The sequence below is a fragment of the Vibrio methylphosphonaticus genome, assembly GCF_023634655.1.
GTDB classification, from domain to species: Bacteria; Pseudomonadota; Gammaproteobacteria; order Enterobacterales; family Vibrionaceae; genus Vibrio; species Vibrio methylphosphonaticus.
Genome location: NZ_JAMKMS010000014.1, coordinates 69,390 through 91,359, shown reverse-complemented (window position 1 = coordinate 91,359; position 21,970 = coordinate 69,390). Strand labels below are relative to the sequence as shown.

Here is a 21,970-nt window from a genome sequence, read left to right as displayed (position 1 = left end):
CATATCTTTTGCTTTACGACTTAACCTGCACGTAATGCGAGTATTTTCGTGAGATCTGAAAGGTCTGAATATTGAGCCATCACCTCTTGCTTCGTGTCGACCGCGACAATAGACATCCGGTCCGCCAACTCGTTACCTTCAATACCCACATGCCCATTGACGTGATGAATAGCAACTTGATTCGCAATTTGCTGGTAAAGTTCGAACATTGGCTTAATCAAATCTAGGTTTTTAATCTCCCCACCCGACTTTTTCCAGCCTTTAGCTTCCCATCCTTTTGCCCAAGTAGTAATACATTGTATGGAATACATAGAATCACAGTAAATCGCAACACTACGCCCAGCCAATAAATGGGCCTTTGCCAACAGCATTGATTGATGCAAACCATTAAGCTCCGCAGTATTATTGGTACCATTAGCTTGATACTTCCCATACCACAACTCAACAAGTGTGTTGTGTTGATACACCGCCAATCCAGTGCCTGCTTGACCGGGATTGGGATCGCACGCGCCATCGGTAAATATCTTAACCTCCACTGGCATCGCGACAATATCTTGTTGTGATAACGGCTTCGCTTTGGCTTTAGTGTTTGTTTTAGCGGCAGTAGCGCGCGCTCTTGTTGTACTGTTACCTGTTGCACCGTTAGAACCAAACGCTTGTTCAGCTTCAGCTAACGTCTGAAATGATTTGAATTTCGCGCCAGTGAACTTATCGACTTGAGCCTTGCAGTCTGCCCATGTTGTAAAAATCCCGGTTTCCCTTCCTTTCCACACTACGTAATACTTTTTAGCCAATGCTTTACCCTTTTCTACGCTTAGAATAACCCGTGATGCTATTAACCCGTGATGTAAGGCTTCATCGCGACAAGAATACATGAGTCATAAAATGGCTCATCAATGACATTACAGTAGCCAAGCTGGCATGAAAATACCATCCAAGCTTGGCTTTTTTAGTGCACCTGCTGCTATTGTCAGCACTTTGCTACTAGATTGACCAGTAGTGAAATAACAAACCTCAAGTTGGTCTGTTTTGTGCGTCGCAAGTGTTATTGCTTCTGTCTCACTGGGCCATATGAAAAAAGCCAGCACTAAGTGCTGGCTTCGAAAATTAACGGCTTAAAAGCGTAATGACTTAAAAGCTAGTGGCTTAAGAACTAAACGAGTTTCATTTCTTGAATGATATCTGATGCAATTTCAGGTTTGGTGCTCGTTGGTTTTTCATGAAGCCCTGACTTGAGTTGCCCTTTTCTGTTTCGTAATCCTGTTTCTAATTTCTTAACCGCGCCCGCGATAGCTGGATACATAACATCGTCAGTCGATTTTGCAGAAACTCTAACACCTTCATAATTAGTAAAGACTTCCACTTGATGCTGGCCATGTTCCTTTGTGATGATAATGTCGCAGCTAATCAGTTGTGGAAAGTGAGCGGAAACCTTCTCAAATTTACTTTCTATTTCTTTACGAGAATCGTCGTTGATTGATACATGATGTGTTTGAACATTTACTTTCATATAATTCTACCTTTCCAATCACTGTGTCATATAAACGTAGCAAACTCCGCGTCATTTGACCAAGTGAATTTGTACACTTGTGTGATTCACTTCTTTGTTCACAAATATTTTTCAAGTTGCCCCTTGAATACGGAGTGATGAGACAGAATATGTTAGGGGCAAGAAAGTAGGAAAATGATGAATAGTTGACCAACAACTCAGTTGGGACGAATTTTAACCTATTGAAAAATTTATAAAATCCCCGCCTCCGCCAAAGTGACATTGTCACTCAATCATTCAGTATTTTACTAAATAGCCACTCATCACCAACTTATTAACATTATTTGCTATTGTTGATATAACATTAACCATTCACCTAAGCGTTCACTCTTCCTCAACGTCATGTTACGTTTCAAATTCATTAAAGGACTCACAATGATCCGCATATCCTATTTGATGTTGACCGCCCTTTTTTCGTCGGCTGTTATTGCAAGTTCTGTACCTTCCACCGACACTATTTTAATCAATGCTAATATATACCAACACCCCAATGCTGATAGTCTTGCGATTAATAATGGCATAATCACCCGTATTGGTAAGACTATCGACCTAGAAGCACTGGCAACCGACGACACCGATATCATCGATTTGAATCAGGCCACGATACTGCCCGGCTTCATTGATAATCATAATCATGTTTTTGAAGCCGCGTCCGAAGTGGGTGGTCAATGTGAACTTCCAGATTACGCATCACTGGCTGATCAAATCCCGTATCTAGAAGCATGCAAAGCATCGTTCAACACTAAAGATTGGCTCATTGGGTATGGTTTTTCATTAACATCAATATTAGAGAATAATACCGATACCCCATTAGAGGTTCTTGATCGTATTTTTCCCAACCAACCCGTCATTATTATGGAGCAAACTTCGCACTCGATGTGGGTTAACTCGGTGGCGTTAACGTTAGCAGGAATTAATCAGCATTCGCCTGATCCCAAAGGTGGAAGAATACTCAAACAAACCGCGACCAACAAACTCAACGGTATTTTGCTAGATAACGCTGGCGATATCGTCATGGATCTCGCTTGGAATAGTTTATCCAACCGTTTTCAGCAGAGTTATGATGGGCTGCTACTTGGGCTAGAACACGTCGCTTCTAACGGTATCACAACCATTGGAGATGGCAGGATGTACTGGAAACGTGGATGGTATGACGTTTGGCAAAAGGCGGAAGACGACCAAACACTTACCGCACGACTCTCTCTACGTCCATGGATCTACCCGAGTTTTCCCATGGCAGAGCAGCTTGCATTTCTAAAGCAAATATTCTCTGATGACCCAACACGGTTACTCTTAGTTGATCAAGTCAAAATGTACAGTGATGGTATCATTATTAACGGTACGTCAAAAACACTCAATCCTTACATCAAAACGTATCTTGCCAATGACCCTTACGGCATCAATTATATCGCACCAAAAGAAATGCAAACCTGGCTCACGTCTTTAAACGACATAGGCTACAGCGCCCACATTCATGCTATTGGCGATGGTGCTGTGCAAGAGTCTTTAAATGCCATTGAGTACGTGAGAAAACAAGGCTCACTTAAGCCTTATACCTTGACGCATGTAGAGCTTGTGGCCAAACAAGATATTCCCCGCTTTGCCCTGCTCAATGTTACGGCTGACTTTCAGGTGGGATCTGAGTATGTGGCATTCAACGACCATAATTGGGCCGTCCCATTTTTAGGTCAACAACGAGCTAACGCGATGATGAATCCACGCGCAATTTTGGACACCGAGGCTAACGTCACACTGAGTAGCGACTGGAATGTCCACGATCTCAACCCCCTTGTCGGGATTTCGAATAGTTTGAAAATGAAGCATTTGGGGTTTGAAACGGTAGAACAGGCTATCGATGCGTATACTATTAATGCGGCGCAAAGCTTAGGAATCGAACATATCACTGGCTCAATAACCATCGGAAAGTCTGCTGATTTGGCCATTATTGATCAGGATATTACTCGCCTGCCAACCCAAAAAATCCCATCTGCAAACGTAATAATGACGTTGTTACAAGGTCAGGTGGTATTTGATATTGAAGATTAAGTGCCTCGAGCATAATTTTGTTTGCGTTTGAGTGACATTACTCGCAGGTTATTGTGCAAGGCGCTAATTTTTCGACATAAAATTAGTGATGCGTATTATGCTTATCTTGATGACAGACTCGTCAATTGAATGAATAAGAAGGTACTTCCAATGAAGAAATACACTATCGAGACACAGAATAGTCACGACTGCCCAGAATGTGATTCCGATGAGTATCTTTTGTCAGAAGATGGCGAAACATTCCTTTGCGCAGGCTGTGGATTCTACACACAAGAATACTCCAAAGATTGGACAGAAATGTATATTAATAAGGTCATGGTTCAAATACAGCCTAACTCACACACTTGCCGCCTTGTTCATTGAGCTGTTTAATTCACTTATGTGTGCAACAACCTGATTCATCGCGAACAGGCATGTCACATTAGGTTGATTGTCTATACAGACTTTAGAGAAATGCACCGTCTTAACGCCCGTCGCGATCCCCATATTGACGCCTTTTTCTGTATCGTCAATGTACACACATTCCTTTGGGAGAAATCCCATAATGGTCACAGCATAACTCAAAAGATCGGGTTCTGGCTTCCAGCTGTTCGCATCAAACGCTGAAATGATTTTTCCTCGAAATCGCTCTGACAGTCCAACAATCGACAACATGTGCAACGCTTTATTTGCGGGGCTATTGGTGACAACGCAGTACTCAATCTTCTCATCATCTAAGTAATCGAGTAATTGTTCCACCCCATTTATTGGAGTGAGTTTTGATTCAAATAGCTCTGTGGTCAAACGTCGATAAATGGGCTCGAGCAGATCCAGAGATGCGTTTGAGTCAGTGAGCCCTTTAGCTGACGTCAACACATCGGCAATTTTTCCTCCCGAAAAGTTCTCCACCGCCATTTCTATTGAAAGCGACACTCCCACTTCTTTGAAGGTCGCAACCAATGCTTCACAACAGAGCATTTCGCTGTCGACTAAGGTTCCATCGCAATCAAATAAGACACACTTCACTACTGACATATTAGTTTACATACCCATAACCACTTAATTCGTCATAAATATTAATAGATATTGGGTACACAAAACGGTATCTACACGATGGTTTACGACATTCCTCTAATCAATAGACGAAAGTTTCGTGCTGATCACCGTTTTTCAATCCATATCTCTACTAAGTTTGTATTCGCATCATTATTGATGTTTAGCGTCTGGTAAATAAGTGATAAGGCAATGTCATCATGACTCATTGTTGCCGTCGCGTCGACAATATCAGAAACAACAACCACATCACTTTGTCGGCACACGCTTGCAGCGCAAACCGCTTCGCCTTCAGTAAACCCAACATACAAGCTGTATTCTGGCTCAAGGATTATTTGTGTCAAAAACTCAACAATGACATTTTGAGCCTCTTCGCTTTCCCATATTTTAGACTGAAGAAGTGAAAACATGACAGTGAGTCTATGAAAATCAACAAGATGCCACTCAATTGTTGCAGAATATCCTTCTGTTACGGGGACAGGTTCAAGATACCTACTGGTTAAAGAATCAAGATATAAAGCTCGTCCTTTAATGCTTTCTGGTGTGGGGAATTCGACATCTACTTGGCTTGCTAACCATTCATTCTTTTTGTTATATAGAGCCATTGCCGCGTCTTTCATTGTAAATCCTATTTGATTTTTTGCTGACCGTGGTTATTGTATACACAAGCTCTTATTTTAAAGGATTGCCCCAATATGTTGAAAAAGCTTATGATTGTTCCAGCTCTTGCCCTTGCCCTAACGGGTTGCGGAGATAAGGAGGTTGGTGATGTTTCACTTGGCATGTTTACATTAAAAGACATTAAACTCAACACATTAACCGATCCAGAAGTACCCGGTGTGACGTGTCATATTGCAAGCATTGAGGCCAACTTAAGCTTTTCAGACCCAAGTGACAGTTCTATATCATGCCGCCAAACAGGTGAAATCACGCCTGAAATGATAGCACAAATCGACACGTCCAAATCAGGCGAGATAGTATTTAGAAAGTCTAAAAGTATACTGTTCAAAACAATGAAAGTTCGCCGTATTTTGGATGCAGAGAATCAAACACTCATGTATCTGTCCTATTCAACCAAAGAAACATCAGGCAGCTTTAAGCACAGCCTATCTACGGTGCCTTTATGGGGGACAAAAGCATTTGTCGAGCCTGTCGCTTCGACTCAACCATAACCCATAGAATGAGCCCTTGATTGGGCTCTTTTTAATACAACTTCGGTGGTACGCTAAAACCATGCGTGATATCCAACCAACTCTTATTGCGGACAAGTTTTAAATATAACGAACTAATTTGAAGGAGACTGCAGTTCATTACCGCAGGCTAAATCACAATCTGTGCACTTGGTAATAATGGTTTGTTTATGACAATAAACGAGTGTCGAGTTTTTACACTTTCTTTTTGCCTGCATTAATGCAGCATCAGCCATATTGGTAAGTCCGTCCTGCTCTTCCTGCTCGGTAAGGTGTGAGGCACCAATACTTACTGTTGTGCTGAACGCTCGACCATCAACACTTGTAAATTTAAACGCCGCGACGGCTTCTCGAAGTCTTTCTCCTAAGAAAAATGCATCACGTAGCTCTGTATTTGGCAATAAAATGGCAAATTCATCACCACCAAATCGGCAGCAGTAGTCTTCAACTCGCAGAGATTCGAGCATAATTTTACCAATTTCATAAAGTACATGATCGCCAGTGCTGTGCCCGAGTAAATCATTAATTGCCTTAAAATTATCCACATCCATCATTAACAGTGAAAATGGCTGTTTGTGACGTTGAAAGGAAGAATATTCACACGCCAATTGGGCATCTAAAAAACGGCGATTATAGAGACCAGTGAGCTCGTCTCGAATAACCATGATCTCCAACTCATGCTTTTTTGCAATGGCGTCACTGACATCAATGGCAATTCCAAATATTCCAATTACCTCACCATCATTATCAAATAATGGTGATTTCATGTTTTGGTAATACCGGACCCGGTTGCCCTTTAATATATTTTTCTCAAGTGTAGACACCGTTTGCCCACTGAGCACTAACTGGTCATTGACGATAATCTCGTTACTTTCGTCGAGATTAAAAAATTCATCGTCTTTTTTACCTAGAATTTGCTCATTCGATAAGTTAAACAACTGACAAATAGCTTCATTGACGAAAACATAGCAGCCCTGTGCATCTTTAATAAAAAAGTAACTATCAAGGCGATTAAAGGCCTGCTTAAAGTCAACCTTATTGATATCAAGTTGATTCAATTTAACACCTCTTACTTTGTTTTAGTTCTAGATTAGCACCCACATTAACCATGCTAGAGGTAAGGTTAAAAATATGAACTCAACCTTATATTAAACTGACATAAATGGAACATAACGGGCAATTTAGGCATTTACAGTGCAATTCATTGCAACAAAATGACACATAATGTGATATCATACGGAAAATTTTGATCCCTTAGCGTTTAGTATGAGATTCCCCGGACAACGTAAATCAAAGCATTACTTTCCAACAAGTAAAAAAAACCTATCTGTGAGCCAAGCTCAAGCTGCACCGAAATATTTTCGACCAACAATCATTGGCGTTGGACAGACTATTGTCGATATTGAAGCTCGTGTAGATAACTCGTTTTTAGAAAAGTATGAGCTGAGTAAGGGACACTCACTTGTTCTTGAAGAAAGCAAAGCCGATGCTTTATACCAAGAGTTGGTTGAGCAAGGTTTAATTACTCACCAATTTCCAGGTGATACAATAGGTAACACCCTGCATAATTACTCAGTCCTTGCGGACAGTAAGTCCGTGTTGCTTGGCGTGATGTCAAAAAACATCGAAGTAGGCTCATACGGCTATCGCTACTTGTGCCGTACCTCTTCACGAATGAACCTTAACCATTTGCAGACTGTCGATGGTCCGATTGGTCGTTGCTATACCTTGATCACAGATGATGGTGAACGTACTTTTGCTATTAACGAAGGTCAAATGAATCAGCTGCTTCCAGAGAGCGTTCCTGAGTCAATTTTTGACAAAGCATCCGCGTTAGTCGTCTCATCTTACCTCATGCGCGGCAAACCCGAAGATCCAATGCCATTAGCCGTTGCTCGAGCGGTAGAGCTCGCCAAGCAAAAGTCTGTGCCCGTCGTCCTCACGCTAGGTACTAAGTGGGTTATCCAAGGCAACGAAAAGTTTTGGCAAGACTACATTAAAGAAAATGTCACGATTGTGGCAATGAACGAAGAAGAAGGCGAAGCCTTAACTGGGTTTAGCGATCCGCTTCTTGCAGCAAACAAAGCACTAGATTGGGTTGATTTGGTACTGTGCACCGCAGGTCCTCATGGTTTATACATGGCTGGCTACTGCGACAATGTTGCACTTAGAGACACCACTCATGAGCTATTAGAAGGGCCGATTGAGAATTTTAACCAGTTTGAATTCAGTCGAGCTATGCGCAAGCAAGATTGTGCTGATCCACAGAAAGTATACTCTCACATTGGTCCTTACTTAGGTGGTCCTCTTGAGATCAAGAATACTAATGGAGCTGGTGACGGTGCCCTTTCCGCCCTGCTGCATGATATGACGGCAAATGCATTCCATCATAATAATGTACCAGGCTCAGACAAACATGTGATGCCATGTCTAACCTACTCTTCTTTATCGCAAGTATGTAAATACGCGAACCGCGTCAGCTATGAGGTGTTAATGCAACACTCACCAAGACTGACTCGTGCGTTGCCTGAACGAGAAGATAGCTTAGAAGAAGCATACTGGGATAGATAGATAAATAAAAAGAGGCTAATAAGCCTCTTTTTTTCATTAAAACATCGCTAACAATTTGATCTGGTCAAGTTTAGTACAGCATACTGAAATTTTGTCTTTACAAAGAATTATTAGCCAGTATTATCTCGACGCAAACGTTTCCCTCATTTATTTTGTGGCTTTATAGGACCGTTAATGCTATCTGACATCGAAATCTGCCGTAGTGCCTCACTTTCTGCTATCACCGACGTTGCCAAAGACGCTGGTTTGCTCGATCACGAAATACTTCCTCAAGGCGTGCATAAAGCAAAAGTGTCGCTTAAAGCTATTGAACGTCTTCAAGATAACCTTGATGGCAAGCTTATTGTCGTTACTGCGATTACCCCAACGCCGTTAGGTGAAGGTAAAACCGTTACCACGGTTGGGCTCTCTCAAGGGCTAAAAAAACTTGGCGAAAGCGTGTTTGCGTGCATCCGCCAACCCTCTATGGGACCGGTTTTTGGTGTAAAAGGCGGCGCTGCCGGTGGTGGTTACGCACAAGTCGCACCAATGGAGGAACTCAACCTACACTTAACGGGTGATATCCATGCCGTAACAGCAGCGCATAATCTTGCTGCTGCAGCGATAGACGCTCGCATCTATCATGAACAACGCTTGGGCTATGACAACTTTGAGTCTCGTACTGGACTATCGGCGCTTAAAATCGACGTAAAGAACGTCGTTTGGAAACGCGTCATTGACCATAACGATCGTTCGCTACGTATGGTCACTGTGGGCAAAAACGAGGTCAATAAAACCATCAATGGGATCGAACGTGAAGATGGATTCGATATTTCTGCCGCTTCAGAGCTCATGGCGATATTAGCGCTATCTGAAAACCTGAAAGATCTGAGAGCTCGAATCGGTAAAATTGTTGTTGCGTACAGCATTGAAGGGCAACCTATTACCACCGAAGACTTACAAGTTGCCGGGGCAATGGCTGTATCTATGAAAGACGCCGTCGAACCGACGTTAATGCAAAGCTTGGAAGGCGTACCGACTCTAATTCACGCAGGTCCGTTTGCCAACATCGCTCACGGCAACTCATCCATCATTGCCGACAAGATCGCCACTAAACTCGCTAGTTACACCGTCACAGAAGGTGGATTTGGTTCCGACATGGGCTTTGAGAAAGCCTGCAACATCAAAGCAGCGGCCACCGATAAAAAGCCGGACTGTGCGGTTATTGTCGCAACACTTCGTGGTCTTAAAGCCAATTCAGGCTTGTATGACTTTAAACCTGGCGCTCCTATTCCTGACTCATTGTTTGAAGACGACGAAGAGGCGCTTAAAGCCGGATTCGAAAACCTAAAATGGCACATTAATAATGTCGCCAAGTATGGCGTCCCTGCTGTGGTTGCTATCAACCGTTTCCCTCAAGATTCTCAGGAAGAATTGGACCTATTAACCCAGTGGATTAAGCAGTTTAATAATCTCTGTCGCGTCGCAACCAGTGAAGGCTTTTCCCTTGGCGGAAACGGTACGATTGAATTAGCAAAAGAAGTCATAGCCGCTTGTCAAACGCCTGTTAACTTCACACCACTGTATACCGCAGAACAAACTGTCAAAGAAAAGCTTATGGCGGTGTGTGAAGCCGGGTATGGGGCAGCAAATGTCTCGCTATCTTACCAAGCACAAAAACAGCTCGATTTATATGAAACTCAAGGCTTTAATCATTTAGCGGTTTGCTTAGCGAAAACACCGTTATCTATCACCACGGATGGCAGTATCAAAGGGGCTCCCGTTGGATTTGAAGTCGTGATAAGAGAGCTAAAGCTCTGCGCCGGTGCGGGCTTTATTTATGCGCTTTGTGGTAATGTAATGACAATGCCTGGCTTACCGGATAAGCCTGCCTTTATGTCTCTTGACCTCGATGATGAAGGTAACATTATTGGGTTGAGCTAGTTCGATTTAAACGAAATTGATTTGGGCTAACGCAGAGATCAATTAACGGTTTAACAAAAAAGCGACGAATCATCGTCGCTTTTTTTTGCTGCGTCTACCATTAGGTTTTAATCATTCTCTATTGCAACATCGAACTGACTCGGTATCTAAATTAATCTGCTATTTAGCAACAATCAAAGTTAACTCTACACGTCGATTACAGGCTTTACCAAAAGAGGTGCTATTGGTACAAGCAGGCACCGCTTCACCATAACCGCGGGTATAAATAATTTGACGAGAGACCTGATTCTTGATCAACGTTTCTTTCACCATTTCAGCGCGCTTGTCTGATAATACATCATTTCTGACTATCGCCCCAGTGTTGTCAGTATGACCACCGATCACGACATCTATCCCCTGTTGCTGGGATAAGAAATTAGCCAATTGGAACAACCATTGAGATGAGTTATCGGAAACACGTGATGAACCGGTACTAAAATGTATTTTTTCTTTTAGCCGAATCATAACGTAGTCGCCCGGGACCAGTTCATAATCAAGGCCATGGTTAACAAGATAGGTTTCTAACGAATCCCATGCTTGAGTTCTATATTGACCATTAGGACCTTCGACGGTGGCTCCTACCTGCCCAGCGTTTCTTATTAGCGGGGCATTGGCCCATTCAGGATGCATGACATCATGTTCAGAACGAGGAGCGGTTTCGAGAATGCCTGCGAACATTTTATCTGTCATTGATGACGTAGAACTGCATCCTGCCAGCAACCCGACCGCAATTAAACACGCAAATTTCTTCATGACATACTCCAAACGCTTGTAACACCATCCAATGTTTCTTTTATCGGCGTTAGTTTCAAAAACTTTACCCACTAGCGAAAATATTATTCATTTAGCTGTTTCAGTTTGTTACTAATTGCTTGTCTGATGTAATTGGTAACAGTTACACTCAAGGTATTATTAATAATATGATGCATTAACATGTTTAAATCACTGAGCAAAATCGTAACGGTACTTTCTTTGGCTGTTCTCATCACAGCTTGTGGCGAGTCCAATACACCAGTTGAAGGTAAACAATACAAAGTACTACCTAATGATCTGAGCCAACATAACCTTCCACAAGTAACCGAGGTTTTTTCACTAGGTTGTGGTCATTGTCGTAACCTAGAACCGCTACTCCCAGAACTAGAAAAACTGACAGATTCGAAACTGGGTAAAATACATGTAATGTTTAACGAGAGCGCGCAAATCGCTGCCATGATTTTTTACAGTGCCGTCATGCAATCTCAAGACCAACGCGTTCCTGAAGACATGAAACTCGAGCTATTTTCATTAGTGCAAAACAGCGAGTTAGATGGGCAACAAAAACAAGTTGAGCTTAATCGTATTTTTGAATCGCGCACTATGGTCACACCATACGACTTTGATGAAGCGCAACAAAAAGAGCTATTCGAGTACATTGAACTTGCTAATTCGGTATCAACAGAGGCGCAAATCAACGCCGTTCCGACTTTCATCGTAAATGGTAAATACGAAGTCGTCCTTGCTGGACACGAAGATATCAAGGAAATTTCAGAAACCATTAACTACCTAAAAAATAAGTAGTCATCATCTTTTATGCCGCTCTAACCTGCGGCAATTTATCTAATTTAGTGTAAGGAATTACTGTGTCAAAGATACTTATCCCGCTTATCGTTTTACTGCTTGCTGCTTTTATGATTTACCGTACATGGACTAACAACAAAGCCGGCGAAGTCAACCTGCAACAAGGACAGGCTTTCCTACAGGAAAATGGACAAAAAGAGGAAGTCACAACAACCGATAGCGGTCTTCAATATCAAGTACTACACAAAGGCGAAAGTACTGTACAGCCTACCGCTAAAAGCAAAGTAAAAGTTCATTACCACGGTACATTGATTGACGGCACGGTATTCGATAGCTCTGTTGACCGCGGTACGCCAATTAGCTTTGGTTTAAACCAAGTCATTAAAGGTTGGACTGAAGGACTTCAGCTGATGTCAGAAGGTGATAAATACCGCTTATTCATTCCAAGTAATCTAGCTTATGGAAAAAGCGGTTCAGGCCCTATCCCACCAGCTTCGGTCTTGATCTTTGATGTTGAACTAATTGAAGTTCAATAAGTCAACTTTTAGCCTCGTGTCACGCTTAAGTGTTAAGCACTAAAAAAAGCTCCGATTTCGGAGCTTTTTTATATGTAAATCATAACAATGCGTTTAAGTAGTCATACTTAAGGTCGAGTAAATCGGTTTACGGTATATACTTGTCGCCCGCAGCAGCGACGAAGGCCATTTCCACCAGTAAATTAGGGTCCGCTAACTCTACCTTTACGCAGGCACGGCTTGGGGCACATTGCTCAGGGAACCAAGAGTCCCAGACCTCATTTAGCGCATCAAAATTTGCAAAATCACTCACGTAAACCGTCACTGATAGGATTCTAGATTTATCACTATCAATAGATTTCAACATAGATTCTGCTTGATCAAAAATCTGCTGGACCTGGCTTTGCATGCCAGCAGAAGTATCAGACTCAGCCACTTCGACAAAGTGTGCGATACCATTAAATACCGTGACATCAGACCAACGCTTACACGGGTTAACTCGATGAATTGTCATTACTTAGACTTACCTTGAAGAATCAAAGCGCTATCATATCAGCTCGATCAATTCTGCCAACATTTTTAGCCAAATATAGCGAGCGCAATTGCTGATTAAGTAATAAAAATCCGACATCAAAGCCGGATTACTACGCATATTAAATAGTGAAACCGTTAACTTCGCTTTAAAGGTTTCACCACGCTATCTAGCCCGTCTATTTTCAAGCAAAGGCATAACTTTAGTAATGAACCTAGCTCCCCTTCTGGGAAGCCCTTCTTATCAAACCACAGCAAGTATTCTTCTGGGAGATCGATAAGCATACGCCCTGCGTATTTACCAAACGGCATTGGCGTTCTCGCCAATTTGACTAAATTTTCTTTGTTCAACATGAATATATTTTCTTTGTTATCGAATAATGTAATATCGGACTTACTGTTCTTTGCATTGTCATATAAATCACTATTACGTGTAAAATACGGCAAGCCAAATCGTTTTCTCGGTATTTGACGTCGAATAGACTCGATGTTTGGTCCGTGCAGGGATATTGACATAGTCACCAACTTTCAACACGCACTGGGTGCCATCAACGTACTCTATAATGCCTTCTCCACGCAGAACTGACACCCACTCATGTTCGTGCTGATCGTACCATTCCCCCACAGGTGTACTATGACCGTCGGAGATTATGCGCTCAACACGAACATTCTGACCTTTCTGGATATCTTCAAATAATTCTTCTTCAATCGTGCTAGGAATGTGACTAAATAAATTGTCTGGTTTCATATTGTTAACCATATGTTTTTTATAACTATATATTTTTTATAACTATATATAGCGTAATACACTAATTTCAGGTAGCCCATAATGGATGACAGGAAGAGATATCAACTTAACCGTATTGAGATATGGATTGCAAATCAAATTACGTTATACCTCTCTATCTACGCATAAATAACCGGCACTAATGCATGCTCAGCATGGTGCATTTACTTTCATATCTCAAATTCCATTCTATAGTTACTAAGTTATTATCAATATCATCATTAAGGCTTGTGAGTTCATGGATGAAAATAGACATTTAGAAAGTGGCATAAGCGAAAACGCTCCTAACAATTCTCCTCTCGCTGATGACAGCAAGAAGCTCATAAACGAATATAGCCAACTGCTGGAGTCTCTCTATTCTTCTAGTTTATCGACTCAAGGGTTTCAATGTTTTTTAGATAAGATGGTTCAGGAATTTCATCTTGCCGACATTGTGATTTACTTGGCGAGTAAATCGACCACACAAATCTATTCAGCATGGATGGCTGGTCCCAAAGTAGCCGCAGTCTTAGAGCATATAGACAAAAATCTTGGCGCCATTGATTATGTAATTGAGTACGTACACAGTAACCCGATAAGCCGATTTTATACGCTTAGTCACGACATAGGTCGTCCCCCAGAGTCTACGCGGCGAGGTGCATTACTCGACGCAGAGAATTGGTTTGATTCACATTTTAGCGATGTGTGCGGTGCCATTATCCATCATGACAAAGAAACGATCGCCTGTATGTTCGCACACCGAGATAAAGACCATGAAACATTTACAGCAAACGAAATTTTAATACTCGACAACTTAATGCCCCACATAAAGCAAGCCTATTTGCTTTACCTGCAAAACAAGCGATTGCCCACAGACAAGGGCTGGGAAAATACACTCGAACACATACCTCAAGCTAGCTTGTTATTTGGGTCTAGGGGCGAATTGATCTATTGCAATCAGCAAGCACAAAAACTCATTGAAAGGCTGCCCGGTGTTTCAATCAAAAATGAACGAGTCGACTTTGATGATATAAACTTTTCTCGTCAGTTTATCATTAGTGTACTTCGTGCGGTTGGCATGGCGTACTCTGAACATAATAGCTTTGATAGCCTGTCTTACTGCGACCAAGATAATAATGAGCAATGCACGATGGTGTTCACCCCAACATTCGCGGCTGAGTCATCCCAAGGTTCCATCGTCTTTTTGATTGATAAAAACCACAACATTCAGCTCAATCCATTGCTACTTAATCAGTTATACCAATTGACTGAAACCGAAATCAAGGTTTGCGAATACACCGTTCGTGGATTTAATCGCCATGAAATTGCCGAACAACTTAGTCGCTCTCCTTACACGATAAAAGATCACTTAAAATCCATTTATAACAAGACTGGCACCAGAAAGCAGTCTGAGCTTATTGTGACAATTATCACAACATCTAATCTCGCCTCCCCCCCCACTTGGGGGTAATTGCTTACTACGAATTGCTTCCATCTTTATTGTTTCATTTACTAATACAAGCTTTTGAATAGCCGGGTCACATACTCGGCTATTCATTTGGAAACAAATAAAACAACGTCAAATGAGCTGGGCATAGACCCTACAATGGAAGTGAGGCTTAATATGAGACAACTTAAATCGGCACTAACACTATCGATAGTGTCAGTACTTGCAGGCTGCGGAGGCAGTGATAACGATGTTGGATCCAGCAATGGTTCTAGCTATAGCGTCAAAGCAATAGATGGCTACCTAAATGGCGCTTTAATATGGCTAGATATCGACAGTGACGGGCAACTGGATGAAGGCGAGCCTAGTGCAGAAACCTCTGGACTGGGCGATGCTACTCTACAGTTAGAAGGTGTCACTGATCTCAATGGCAATGCAATAGCCGATGCGAGCCAATACCCGTTGGTCGTGCGCGCTATTCGAGGTAAAACCATTGATGTCGGTGACGGCAGCGATAATCGCCCCGTACTAGAAGATTACGTCATGTCTGCCCCTGCTGGACAAACGGCTGTAACCCCCTTCTCTACGTTAATCCACATTAAAGTCAATAATGGCAGCTCTCTTGATGAAGCCAAGCAACAAGTCGCCTCAGATTTAGGTGTACAAGAAGAGGAACTTCTAGGGGATTATTACGAAACTGGTTCCAATAACACAAAGAAAATTGCCCAGATTATTGTGAATGCCAAAGTGTTACCGAACAACACAGATCAACTTAAACAAAACTTGTCCGGTGATACATCGAATCACGATGTCGATGGCTTACTCACCCAACTCAGTGATGTGGTTAAAGACGAAAACTTCAATCCAGAAAGCGATATTGTTGTCGCTGGAGACGGTGGGTTACAAAAAGAAACCGGTACCGATAGTGACCTCGACGGGGTTCCGGATGCACTCGATAGCTTTACTGACCCAATTCCGGAGGACTACCCAGCAAACTATGTGTCGTCATGGGATGACATTGATAATGACGGCATCGGTGACCAAATGGATCCAGACATCGATGGTGATGGGGTTGGTAATGACCAAGACTTTATGCCCTTCGATCCTCTAGAAAGTAACGATAACGACAACGATGGTATTGGTGACTATGCCGATACCGATGATGATAACGATGGCGTCCTCGATATATCAGACGCAGCCCCATTTGATCCTACAGTGGGACTCTCCGATATTGCAAAACTTATCACATTCTTTGAATCCTATGACACGGTTTACTCACTTTGGGGCAACAATGACTTTGACTTGCCAGAAGCGGACAGAGAAACATTTAGTTTAGATGTCGTCAACGGCAACCCCATCGCGACTTTCACACAATCCTCTTACTTGAGCTACGATGACTACGGTCAAAGTACATGGGAAATCATATCTGACTTAAGCTCCGAAGTGCTTTTAACCGACACTGGCTGGAATGAAGTTGGCTACGACGCCTCTCTTTCCTATGACGGAAGTGGCTGGACAATCACCGTGGGCTCAACTGAAGGGCTCAATGCTCAATATACCGCCGTGGGTTCTGTCACATCCCTGAGCGGTAACAAAGTCACCACTATCGGTGATTATTGGCCTTATTTAAGTAAAAACACTCTATTATCTGAAGATGCTCAAGCACTCACCTTTTCCCTTGTCACCCAACAAGATAATTATTGGCTTGATGACAGTGCAGTATCCAATTTAGGTGCGATACCCACTGACATATCAACACTTGTCAACGTACAATCTGCCAGTTCGTCGCAAGAGTCTTCACCGAATACCTCCTTATCCGTCACCGCGCTAAATGGCGTATTCATCTCTGATGATATTATTGTCGAGCTTGTAGAAACCGAGACCGAAAAACTGGCGTACTACTATCACTTTGTCGCCCCACTCACTGCTGAGCCTATACGCTATGACAGTTCAGAACTTGTCACGTCAGCATGGACCCGTGCAACCATACACAACGTGGAACTTTTCGAGCTCTCACTACCGACTATTATCCGCAATAAAATCAATATTGAACAAACTACGTTCATCCTTTCCAACTACGACAATGCGGTCTACATTGGCTGGAAAGACGAGCATCTAGTAGGCGGAAGTATTGCGTCCAACTTCACGCTTCTAAATGACACCGCGTTAAATGAGTATCAAGCAAGTCTACGAGACGAATTTACCTGCCGTATCGGTGATAGCGAACAAGGTAACGCAACCTTTGCCGATTACGCACCCGCATTAGAAAATTGTGGCGGCGCATTACCGATCACTGAACATCTTTTATTAACCCATAGTGTTTATCGAACTCGTGGTAGCGGCGGAAGCCGAGAATACTTTTTTAACACCGACGGTACCGCTGTAGTAGTCAAAGACGATGACCTTGGCAATACCTACCAAGTTGATTGGGTATTAGAAGGTGATCTTGTAACCATTACATTTGACGATGGAGGAACATGGGTTTGGGCGATGGTCGATCAGCACGAATCCCGTGGTGCGTTTAAATTTTATGAGACTTGGTCTGAAAATGGCCAGACTTTTCAAGAAATCTGGTCTGATGATGTCACATTCTATAAAGACAAAGTGTTATGTTCATTTGAGTCTGATTCCATCACCTCAGCGGAGGAATTCAGTGCAGCAGCGGAGCGTTACCACACCTGCAGGGCAGAGGATAAGCTGATTGTACAAGATACCGATATCAATCAGCTTGTTTTAGCCGACAGTTGGCAAGAAGGGAATGGTAGCGATGTTTTCGTAATGTCAGACGACGGGACATTAGATTACGCATTTGATGGGGTTTGGGATGGTGTTTATAACTGGGCGCTTCAAGAGCACAATGTCATTGATATCTCCCATCAAAATGGTGATTTTGTCGAACTCCGAATCGCTTTATTAGCGGAAACAACAAATGGCTTCTTAATCGCAGCCTACTGGTTTAACGATGATGAAGCCTCTGTGTACGAACTTCATAGCCTATCATCGAACTTCAATTGTGATACCAGTAACGACGATACTTGGAATGACGATGGACCTACGAGTACTTCTTCATTTACGGACTTTGAAAGCCAAACTGAAGGATGCATTGAAACACAAAACTTCAATAGTCGGATTTACACGCCTCGATTCGCAGATGACTTAATAGAGGACAATCGAGTACTTGTGCTGGAGCGCCGTGACATACATGATGACACCATCGTGTTCAAAATGAATGATGAAACGGGATTATCTGGGGATGCCTTGATTAAATCTGATGATGAATGGTTATCAGGAACTTGGGTGCTTAATGATGATGAGAACCCTAATTATACCGTGACGATAATTAATGGTCTCGACACCTATCAATTGACCTTTTATACCGTCGACGTGATGTCAGAAACGCTTGTCATTAAAACCTTTGAACAATATACCGGCTGGGCGAGTGCCAACGAAATTAACGGAGACACAGGCGCAATAGCGACATGGCAGGTTAGATTCAAAGAAGATAACCTCGACAACTATACCTTTACCAGTGATTAAACCGGACCGTTAGCTAAAATCATAAGCCCCACATGTGTTTACGGCTAAATACGTGCACATGAGGGGTTTATTCATTTCCCTACTCTACCCAGGCCGGTAAGTGCCCTAAACGTTGCTCAAGTTGAGCTTGATACAACGATGAGGGAAAGACTCGACTACCATCTGACTCCAACCAAGCTTGTGGCTGATCTGGCAGCCATTCCTTATAGCTGGCCTCTCCTTGCTTCGTTGCGTGCTTAGAGTATTCTTGCATTGACGCAAAGGTAATCGCGTTACCATGATTACCAACCATCGTTGGCGCAATTAATCGCCCATATTTGGATTTCGTCGACATCATTTCAAAGCCTGTCTGAGGCGCACCTATATTTCTAAAGTTCCAATAGGTTAACCCCGCCAAGTGATTGGGTAAATTGCTAATTGCCGCTCCCCAACGAGAAGGAATCCAGCCACCTTGTAAGTTGTCAAACAAATTGATACGAGGTTGTGCACCATGTAAATCGGATGACGTTGACGCAAGAAAGATGGCTCATCAGGCAACAACTCTATGTCTAACTGGCGATACGTATCTTGTGCGCAAATAGCTGAATAGCCGCACGCAAGTCAAAATGGCTAATAAACCAAAGGGGCTTTACGCCCCTTTCCATATTTTGTGACTGAGAACAAATGAATACGTTCAATCACGCTCTACCCCTTGTTGAAGTCAGCACACCGCAGCAGTTGCTAAAGCAAAGAAGCGAACAGTCCCCCACTTTCTGCTGTCTACCTTCTACAGATCCAACCTCGGCTGAATAAAGTCGATAAAAGCAGAAATCCTTTTAGCAACAGAAGAAGACTTATAGTAAACCGCGTTGATTTGTTCTCTGCCTGAATGATTAATTTTTTCACTTTCGAACAAAGAAATTAGTCTCCCGTCTGCAATGTCTTCTTTGACCATGAATCCAGATAAACAGGCAATCCCATTGCCCTTCAACACAAGCTGCCTCACCGTTTCACCGTTACTTGAAGTCATCGTGGGGACCAGTTTATCAAACCCTTTTAGCGGCCAATCATTGAGCTTTTTCGGTATTGAAAAACCAATCGTGTCATGTTGAACTAATTCGCTGACTTTATTAGGAATTCCTCGCTTGGCTAAATAATCCGGTGAGGCCACAATGTAAAGTAAACTTCTACCGAGTGGGCGTGCATGTAACGTTGAATCATTTAATGCACCGATACGAATAGCGATATCGGTTTTCTTCTCGAGCAAATCGACAAAGCCTTCATTGGAGGTTAATTCCAACTCTATGTCCGGGTAGGCTTGGTTGAATGATTGAACTAATGGGACTAACTGGTGAAAAACAAACGGACTGGCGGCATCAACACGCAATTTCCCTTTGGGCAATTCCCCTCGAGATATGATCTCCTCTTCCGCTTGCTGCAACTGCATTAACCCGACTCTAACAGAATCAACAAATTGCCTTCCCTCATCCGTTAATTCAATTCGTCTTGTCGTACGCGTTAATATTGTCACGCCAAGCTGGCTTTCCACCTTACTCACCGCTCTCGATACTCGAGCGACCTGTATATCTAAACTTTCTGCTGCCGCTGTAAACCCGCCAGTATCGACGACGGAAAGTAGAATTTCTAAATCGTTCGATTTTGTCAGCATGCTTCACTTCCATTTACTCATCAATTTACGCTCAATTATTGCATTTATAACAAATATTATTTGTTAAATAACCTATTTTTCGCAATCTACTTTTCGCTCAGAATCTTTCCTATCAAATCACGGTGCAGCAAAATGTTGAAGAACGTATCTGTTGCTCTGTATTCGAACCTAACTTAAGAGAGTAAATGATATGCCACTAGCCCTTCTCGCACTGACGCTCAGCGCCTTTGCTATTGGAACAACCGAGTTCGTGATAGTAGGACTGCTCCCTACTATGGCGTCTGATTTAAATGTCTCACTACCATCAGCAGGACTACTGGTGAGTCTGTATGCTCTTGGTGTAGCAATTGGCGCACCTGTTTTAACGGCGCTAACCGGAAAATGGAACCGCAAACACGTACTACTTACTATTATGTCACTATTTGTGTTAGGCAACGTATTGGCATGGCAAGCACCTGGTTATAACACCCTTATCGTTGCTCGTATTTTGACAGGTCTTGCCCATGGTGTGTTTTTCTCAATCGGCTCTACGATCGCGACAGGTCTCGTACCCAAAGAGAAAGCAGCGAGCGCAATTGCGATAATGTTTACAGGATTAACCGTCGCGCTAGTCACAGGTGTGCCACTGGGGACTTATATTGGTCAGAGTTTTGGCTGGCAATCGACATTTCTAATTGTTGCGCTGTTAGGCCTTATTGCTCTTATTGGCAGCGCTTTCTTAGTTCCGAACAACCTAAAACAGCCTCCTGCAGCTAAACTGTCCGCACAACTAAACGTGTTGACTCAACCGAGGTTACTCCTCGTTTATGCCATTACGGCACTGGGATACGGGGGAACCTTCACAGCCTTTACATTCTTAGCACCAATCCTTGAAGATGTATCCGGGTTTAGCTCAAATGCTGTCAGCCTAATTATGCTTGTATACGGTGTGTCGGTAGCGATTGGTAATATTTGCGGGGGCAAAATGGCCGATAAGATGGGACCAATTAAAGCGCTAACGATTATTTTTTCAGGACTCGCTACCATCCTAGTTGTCTTTAACTTTACTGCTGTAAACCCAATTGCCGCGGTAGCCACCATTTTAGTATGGGGGGCGTTTGCTTTCGGTAATGTTCCTGGGCTACAAGTTTACGTTGTAAAACTGGCCGAGAAATTCGCCCCTGATGCTGTCGATGTCGCATCTGGTTTAAATATTGCAGCGTTTAACGTAGGTATTGCTCTGGGCTCTTGGGGAGGCGGTGTGATTGTCTCAAAAATGGGTTTGATGCATACCCCGTGGATTGGTGCGCTAATCGTGCTTACCGCACTGGCTCTAACCCGTTTGAGTGGTCACCTTGATAAACGTACAACTCATAATTTGGCACAAACGGCGTAGTTTTATTTTTCTCCGGTAACAACATCAGTGCTCCTCACGAAAGTGAGGAGCACAAAAAGCTCTAGGCGATTGAAAAACCACGATTAGGTTTATAAAGTCGAGTTTACAACGCTAAATAACCATTTCTGAATTACAAAAACCTATCTAGCAAAAGCTGAACAAACTGACCAGTAAATCTTAACTTTCATTATTCAGAAAGAATTTCACTAAACAATTATGTAAAAGTAGGTAAATAGAGAGACTT

At 42.7% G+C, this 21,970-nt stretch carries 21 protein-coding genes; 10 read left to right on the top strand and 11 right to left on the bottom strand.

Annotation, left to right across the window (positions count from 1 at the left end; genetic code table 11):
• Positions 1-20: 20 nt before the first annotated feature.
• Together M9196_RS16365 and hpf are read right to left on the bottom strand one after the other, a co-directional pair.
• Positions 21-794 (bottom strand): ribonuclease H family protein, encoded by a 774-nt coding sequence (locus M9196_RS16365; RefSeq protein WP_250618640.1) that lies wholly within the window; start codon positions 792-794, stop codon positions 21-23.
• Positions 795-1,153: 359 nt separating this feature from the next.
• On the bottom strand, positions 1,154-1,510 hold the full coding sequence (gene hpf, locus M9196_RS16360; protein WP_250618590.1) for a ribosome hibernation-promoting factor, HPF/YfiA family: 357 nt from the start codon (positions 1,508-1,510) through the stop codon (positions 1,154-1,156).
• 414 nt (positions 1,511-1,924) lie between these two features.
• On the opposite strand from hpf, the gene M9196_RS16355 reads away from it, so the two are divergent.
• Together M9196_RS16355 and M9196_RS16350 are read left to right on the top strand one after the other, a co-directional pair.
• Positions 1,925-3,595, top strand: coding sequence for an amidohydrolase (locus M9196_RS16355; protein WP_406707693.1), 1,671 nt, complete (start codon positions 1,925-1,927; stop codon positions 3,593-3,595).
• 150 nt (positions 3,596-3,745) lie between these two features.
• Positions 3,746-3,958 carry a hypothetical protein gene (locus M9196_RS16350; protein WP_250618589.1) on the top strand — a complete coding sequence of 71 codons (213 nt, stop codon included), beginning with the start codon at positions 3,746-3,748 and terminating at the stop codon, positions 3,956-3,958.
• On the opposite strand, the gene M9196_RS16345 is transcribed toward M9196_RS16350, so the two are convergent.
• On the bottom strand, positions 3,932-4,609 hold the full coding sequence (locus M9196_RS16345) for an HAD-IA family hydrolase (protein WP_250618588.1): 678 nt from the start codon (positions 4,607-4,609) through the stop codon (positions 3,932-3,934). The two genes, M9196_RS16350 and M9196_RS16345, sit on opposite strands and share 27 nt — an antisense overlap.
• Before the next feature lie 125 nt (positions 4,610-4,734).
• A complete protein-coding gene (locus M9196_RS16340; RefSeq protein ID WP_250618587.1) occupies positions 4,735-5,247 on the bottom strand; it encodes a hypothetical protein in 513 nt (170 codons plus the stop codon).
• A 75-nt stretch (positions 5,248-5,322) separates the two neighbouring features.
• Here M9196_RS16340 and M9196_RS16335 point away from each other — a divergent pair, with 75 nt between their 5' ends.
• Positions 5,323-5,799 carry a CreA family protein gene (locus tag M9196_RS16335; RefSeq protein ID WP_250618586.1) on the top strand — a complete coding sequence of 159 codons (477 nt, stop codon included), beginning with the start codon at positions 5,323-5,325 and terminating at the stop codon, positions 5,797-5,799.
• Between the two features lie 113 nt (positions 5,800-5,912).
• On the opposite strand, the gene M9196_RS16330 is transcribed toward M9196_RS16335, so the two are convergent.
• The gene (locus M9196_RS16330; RefSeq protein ID WP_250618585.1) at positions 5,913-6,875 is read right to left on the bottom strand and encodes a sensor domain-containing diguanylate cyclase; all 963 of its coding nucleotides are present in this window, start codon (positions 6,873-6,875) and stop codon (positions 5,913-5,915) included.
• 208 nt (positions 6,876-7,083) lie between these two features.
• Between M9196_RS16330 and M9196_RS16325 the strand changes: the two genes are divergently transcribed.
• Positions 7,084-8,388, top strand: a complete 1,305-nt coding sequence (locus tag M9196_RS16325; RefSeq protein WP_250618584.1) for an inosine/guanosine kinase — start codon at positions 7,084-7,086, stop codon at positions 8,386-8,388.
• A 174-nt stretch (positions 8,389-8,562) separates the two neighbouring features.
• A complete protein-coding gene (locus M9196_RS16320; protein ID WP_250618583.1) occupies positions 8,563-10,311 on the top strand; it encodes a formate--tetrahydrofolate ligase in 1,749 nt (582 codons plus the stop codon).
• Between the two features lie 159 nt (positions 10,312-10,470).
• Here M9196_RS16320 and M9196_RS16315 read toward each other — a convergent pair whose 3' ends face one another.
• Positions 10,471-11,103 carry an OmpA family protein gene (locus M9196_RS16315; protein ID WP_250618582.1) on the bottom strand — a complete coding sequence of 211 codons (633 nt, stop codon included), beginning with the start codon at positions 11,101-11,103 and terminating at the stop codon, positions 10,471-10,473.
• Positions 11,104-11,283: 180 nt separating this feature from the next.
• Between M9196_RS16315 and M9196_RS16310 the strand changes: the two genes are divergently transcribed.
• Together M9196_RS16310 and M9196_RS16305 are read left to right on the top strand one after the other, a co-directional pair.
• Positions 11,284-11,907: a thioredoxin domain-containing protein gene (locus M9196_RS16310; protein WP_250618581.1), complete on the top strand. Its 624-nt coding sequence runs from the start codon at positions 11,284-11,286 to the stop codon at positions 11,905-11,907.
• A gap of 62 nt (positions 11,908-11,969) precedes the next feature.
• On the top strand, positions 11,970-12,443 hold the full coding sequence (locus M9196_RS16305; protein ID WP_250618580.1) for an FKBP-type peptidyl-prolyl cis-trans isomerase: 474 nt from the start codon (positions 11,970-11,972) through the stop codon (positions 12,441-12,443).
• A gap of 127 nt (positions 12,444-12,570) precedes the next feature.
• On the opposite strand, the gene M9196_RS16300 is transcribed toward M9196_RS16305, so the two are convergent.
• From M9196_RS16300 to M9196_RS16290, 3 genes are all read right to left on the bottom strand, one after another.
• A complete protein-coding gene (locus M9196_RS16300) occupies positions 12,571-12,936 on the bottom strand; it encodes a RidA family protein (protein WP_250618579.1) in 366 nt (121 codons plus the stop codon).
• 155 nt (positions 12,937-13,091) lie between these two features.
• Positions 13,092-13,307 (bottom strand): DUF3820 family protein, encoded by a 216-nt coding sequence (locus tag M9196_RS16295; protein WP_250618578.1) that lies wholly within the window; start codon positions 13,305-13,307, stop codon positions 13,092-13,094.
• 73 nt (positions 13,308-13,380) lie between these two features.
• Complete coding sequence (locus tag M9196_RS16290) at positions 13,381-13,701, bottom strand: cupin domain-containing protein (protein WP_250618577.1); 321 nt, start codon at positions 13,699-13,701, stop codon at positions 13,381-13,383.
• Between the two features lie 277 nt (positions 13,702-13,978).
• Between M9196_RS16290 and M9196_RS16285 the strand changes: the two genes are divergently transcribed.
• Together M9196_RS16285 and M9196_RS16280 are read left to right on the top strand one after the other, a co-directional pair.
• Positions 13,979-15,190: a helix-turn-helix transcriptional regulator gene (locus M9196_RS16285; RefSeq protein ID WP_250618576.1), complete on the top strand. Its 1,212-nt coding sequence runs from the start codon at positions 13,979-13,981 to the stop codon at positions 15,188-15,190.
• 153 nt (positions 15,191-15,343) lie between these two features.
• Complete coding sequence (locus tag M9196_RS16280) at positions 15,344-18,703, top strand: thrombospondin type 3 repeat-containing protein (RefSeq protein ID WP_250618575.1); 3,360 nt, start codon at positions 15,344-15,346, stop codon at positions 18,701-18,703.
• Positions 18,704-18,782: 79 nt separating this feature from the next.
• On the opposite strand, the gene M9196_RS16275 is transcribed toward M9196_RS16280, so the two are convergent.
• Both M9196_RS16275 and M9196_RS16270 read right to left on the bottom strand, forming a co-directional pair.
• Positions 18,783-19,226 carry a DUF4955 domain-containing protein gene (locus tag M9196_RS16275; RefSeq protein ID WP_319946360.1) on the bottom strand — a complete coding sequence of 148 codons (444 nt, stop codon included), beginning with the start codon at positions 19,224-19,226 and terminating at the stop codon, positions 18,783-18,785.
• 243 nt (positions 19,227-19,469) lie between these two features.
• Complete coding sequence (locus M9196_RS16270; protein WP_250618573.1) at positions 19,470-20,351, bottom strand: LysR family transcriptional regulator; 882 nt, start codon at positions 20,349-20,351, stop codon at positions 19,470-19,472.
• Positions 20,352-20,541: 190 nt separating this feature from the next.
• On the opposite strand from M9196_RS16270, the gene M9196_RS16265 reads away from it, so the two are divergent.
• Positions 20,542-21,726 carry an MFS transporter gene (locus tag M9196_RS16265; protein ID WP_250618572.1) on the top strand — a complete coding sequence of 395 codons (1,185 nt, stop codon included), beginning with the start codon at positions 20,542-20,544 and terminating at the stop codon, positions 21,724-21,726.
• Positions 21,727-21,970 lie beyond the last annotated feature (244 nt).

Excerpts from the sequence above, each read along its gene's own strand:
- M9196_RS16310 (WP_250618581.1), top strand. The coding sequence starts at position 11,284 with ATGTTTAAATCACTGAGCAAAATCGTAACGGTACTTTCTTTGGCTGTT.
- M9196_RS16295 (WP_250618578.1), bottom strand. The coding sequence starts at position 13,307 with ATGTTGAACAAAGAAAATTTAGTCAAATTGGCGAGAACGCCAATGCCG.
- M9196_RS16345 (WP_250618588.1), bottom strand. The coding sequence starts at position 4,609 with ATGTCAGTAGTGAAGTGTGTCTTATTTGATTGCGATGGAACCTTAGTC.
- M9196_RS16335 (WP_250618586.1), top strand. The coding sequence starts at position 5,323 with ATGTTGAAAAAGCTTATGATTGTTCCAGCTCTTGCCCTTGCCCTAACG.
- M9196_RS16270 (WP_250618573.1), bottom strand. The coding sequence starts at position 20,351 with ATGCTGACAAAATCGAACGATTTAGAAATTCTACTTTCCGTCGTCGAT.
- M9196_RS16300 (WP_250618579.1), bottom strand. The coding sequence starts at position 12,936 with ATGACAATTCATCGAGTTAACCCGTGTAAGCGTTGGTCTGATGTCACG.
- hpf (WP_250618590.1), bottom strand. The coding sequence starts at position 1,510 with ATGAAAGTAAATGTTCAAACACATCATGTATCAATCAACGACGATTCT.
- M9196_RS16290 (WP_250618577.1), bottom strand. The coding sequence starts at position 13,701 with ATGAAACCAGACAATTTATTTAGTCACATTCCTAGCACGATTGAAGAA.
- M9196_RS16285 (WP_250618576.1), top strand. The coding sequence starts at position 13,979 with ATGGATGAAAATAGACATTTAGAAAGTGGCATAAGCGAAAACGCTCCT.
- M9196_RS16280 (WP_250618575.1), top strand. The coding sequence starts at position 15,344 with ATGAGACAACTTAAATCGGCACTAACACTATCGATAGTGTCAGTACTT.
- M9196_RS16315 (WP_250618582.1), bottom strand. The coding sequence starts at position 11,103 with ATGAAGAAATTTGCGTGTTTAATTGCGGTCGGGTTGCTGGCAGGATGC.
- M9196_RS16340 (WP_250618587.1), bottom strand. The coding sequence starts at position 5,247 with ATGAAAGACGCGGCAATGGCTCTATATAACAAAAAGAATGAATGGTTA.
- M9196_RS16355 (WP_406707693.1), top strand. The coding sequence starts at position 1,925 with ATGATCCGCATATCCTATTTGATGTTGACCGCCCTTTTTTCGTCGGCT.
- M9196_RS16320 (WP_250618583.1), top strand. The coding sequence starts at position 8,563 with ATGCTATCTGACATCGAAATCTGCCGTAGTGCCTCACTTTCTGCTATC.
- M9196_RS16325 (WP_250618584.1), top strand. The coding sequence starts at position 7,084 with ATGAGATTCCCCGGACAACGTAAATCAAAGCATTACTTTCCAACAAGT.
- M9196_RS16350 (WP_250618589.1), top strand. The coding sequence starts at position 3,746 with ATGAAGAAATACACTATCGAGACACAGAATAGTCACGACTGCCCAGAA.
- M9196_RS16265 (WP_250618572.1), top strand. The coding sequence starts at position 20,542 with ATGCCACTAGCCCTTCTCGCACTGACGCTCAGCGCCTTTGCTATTGGA.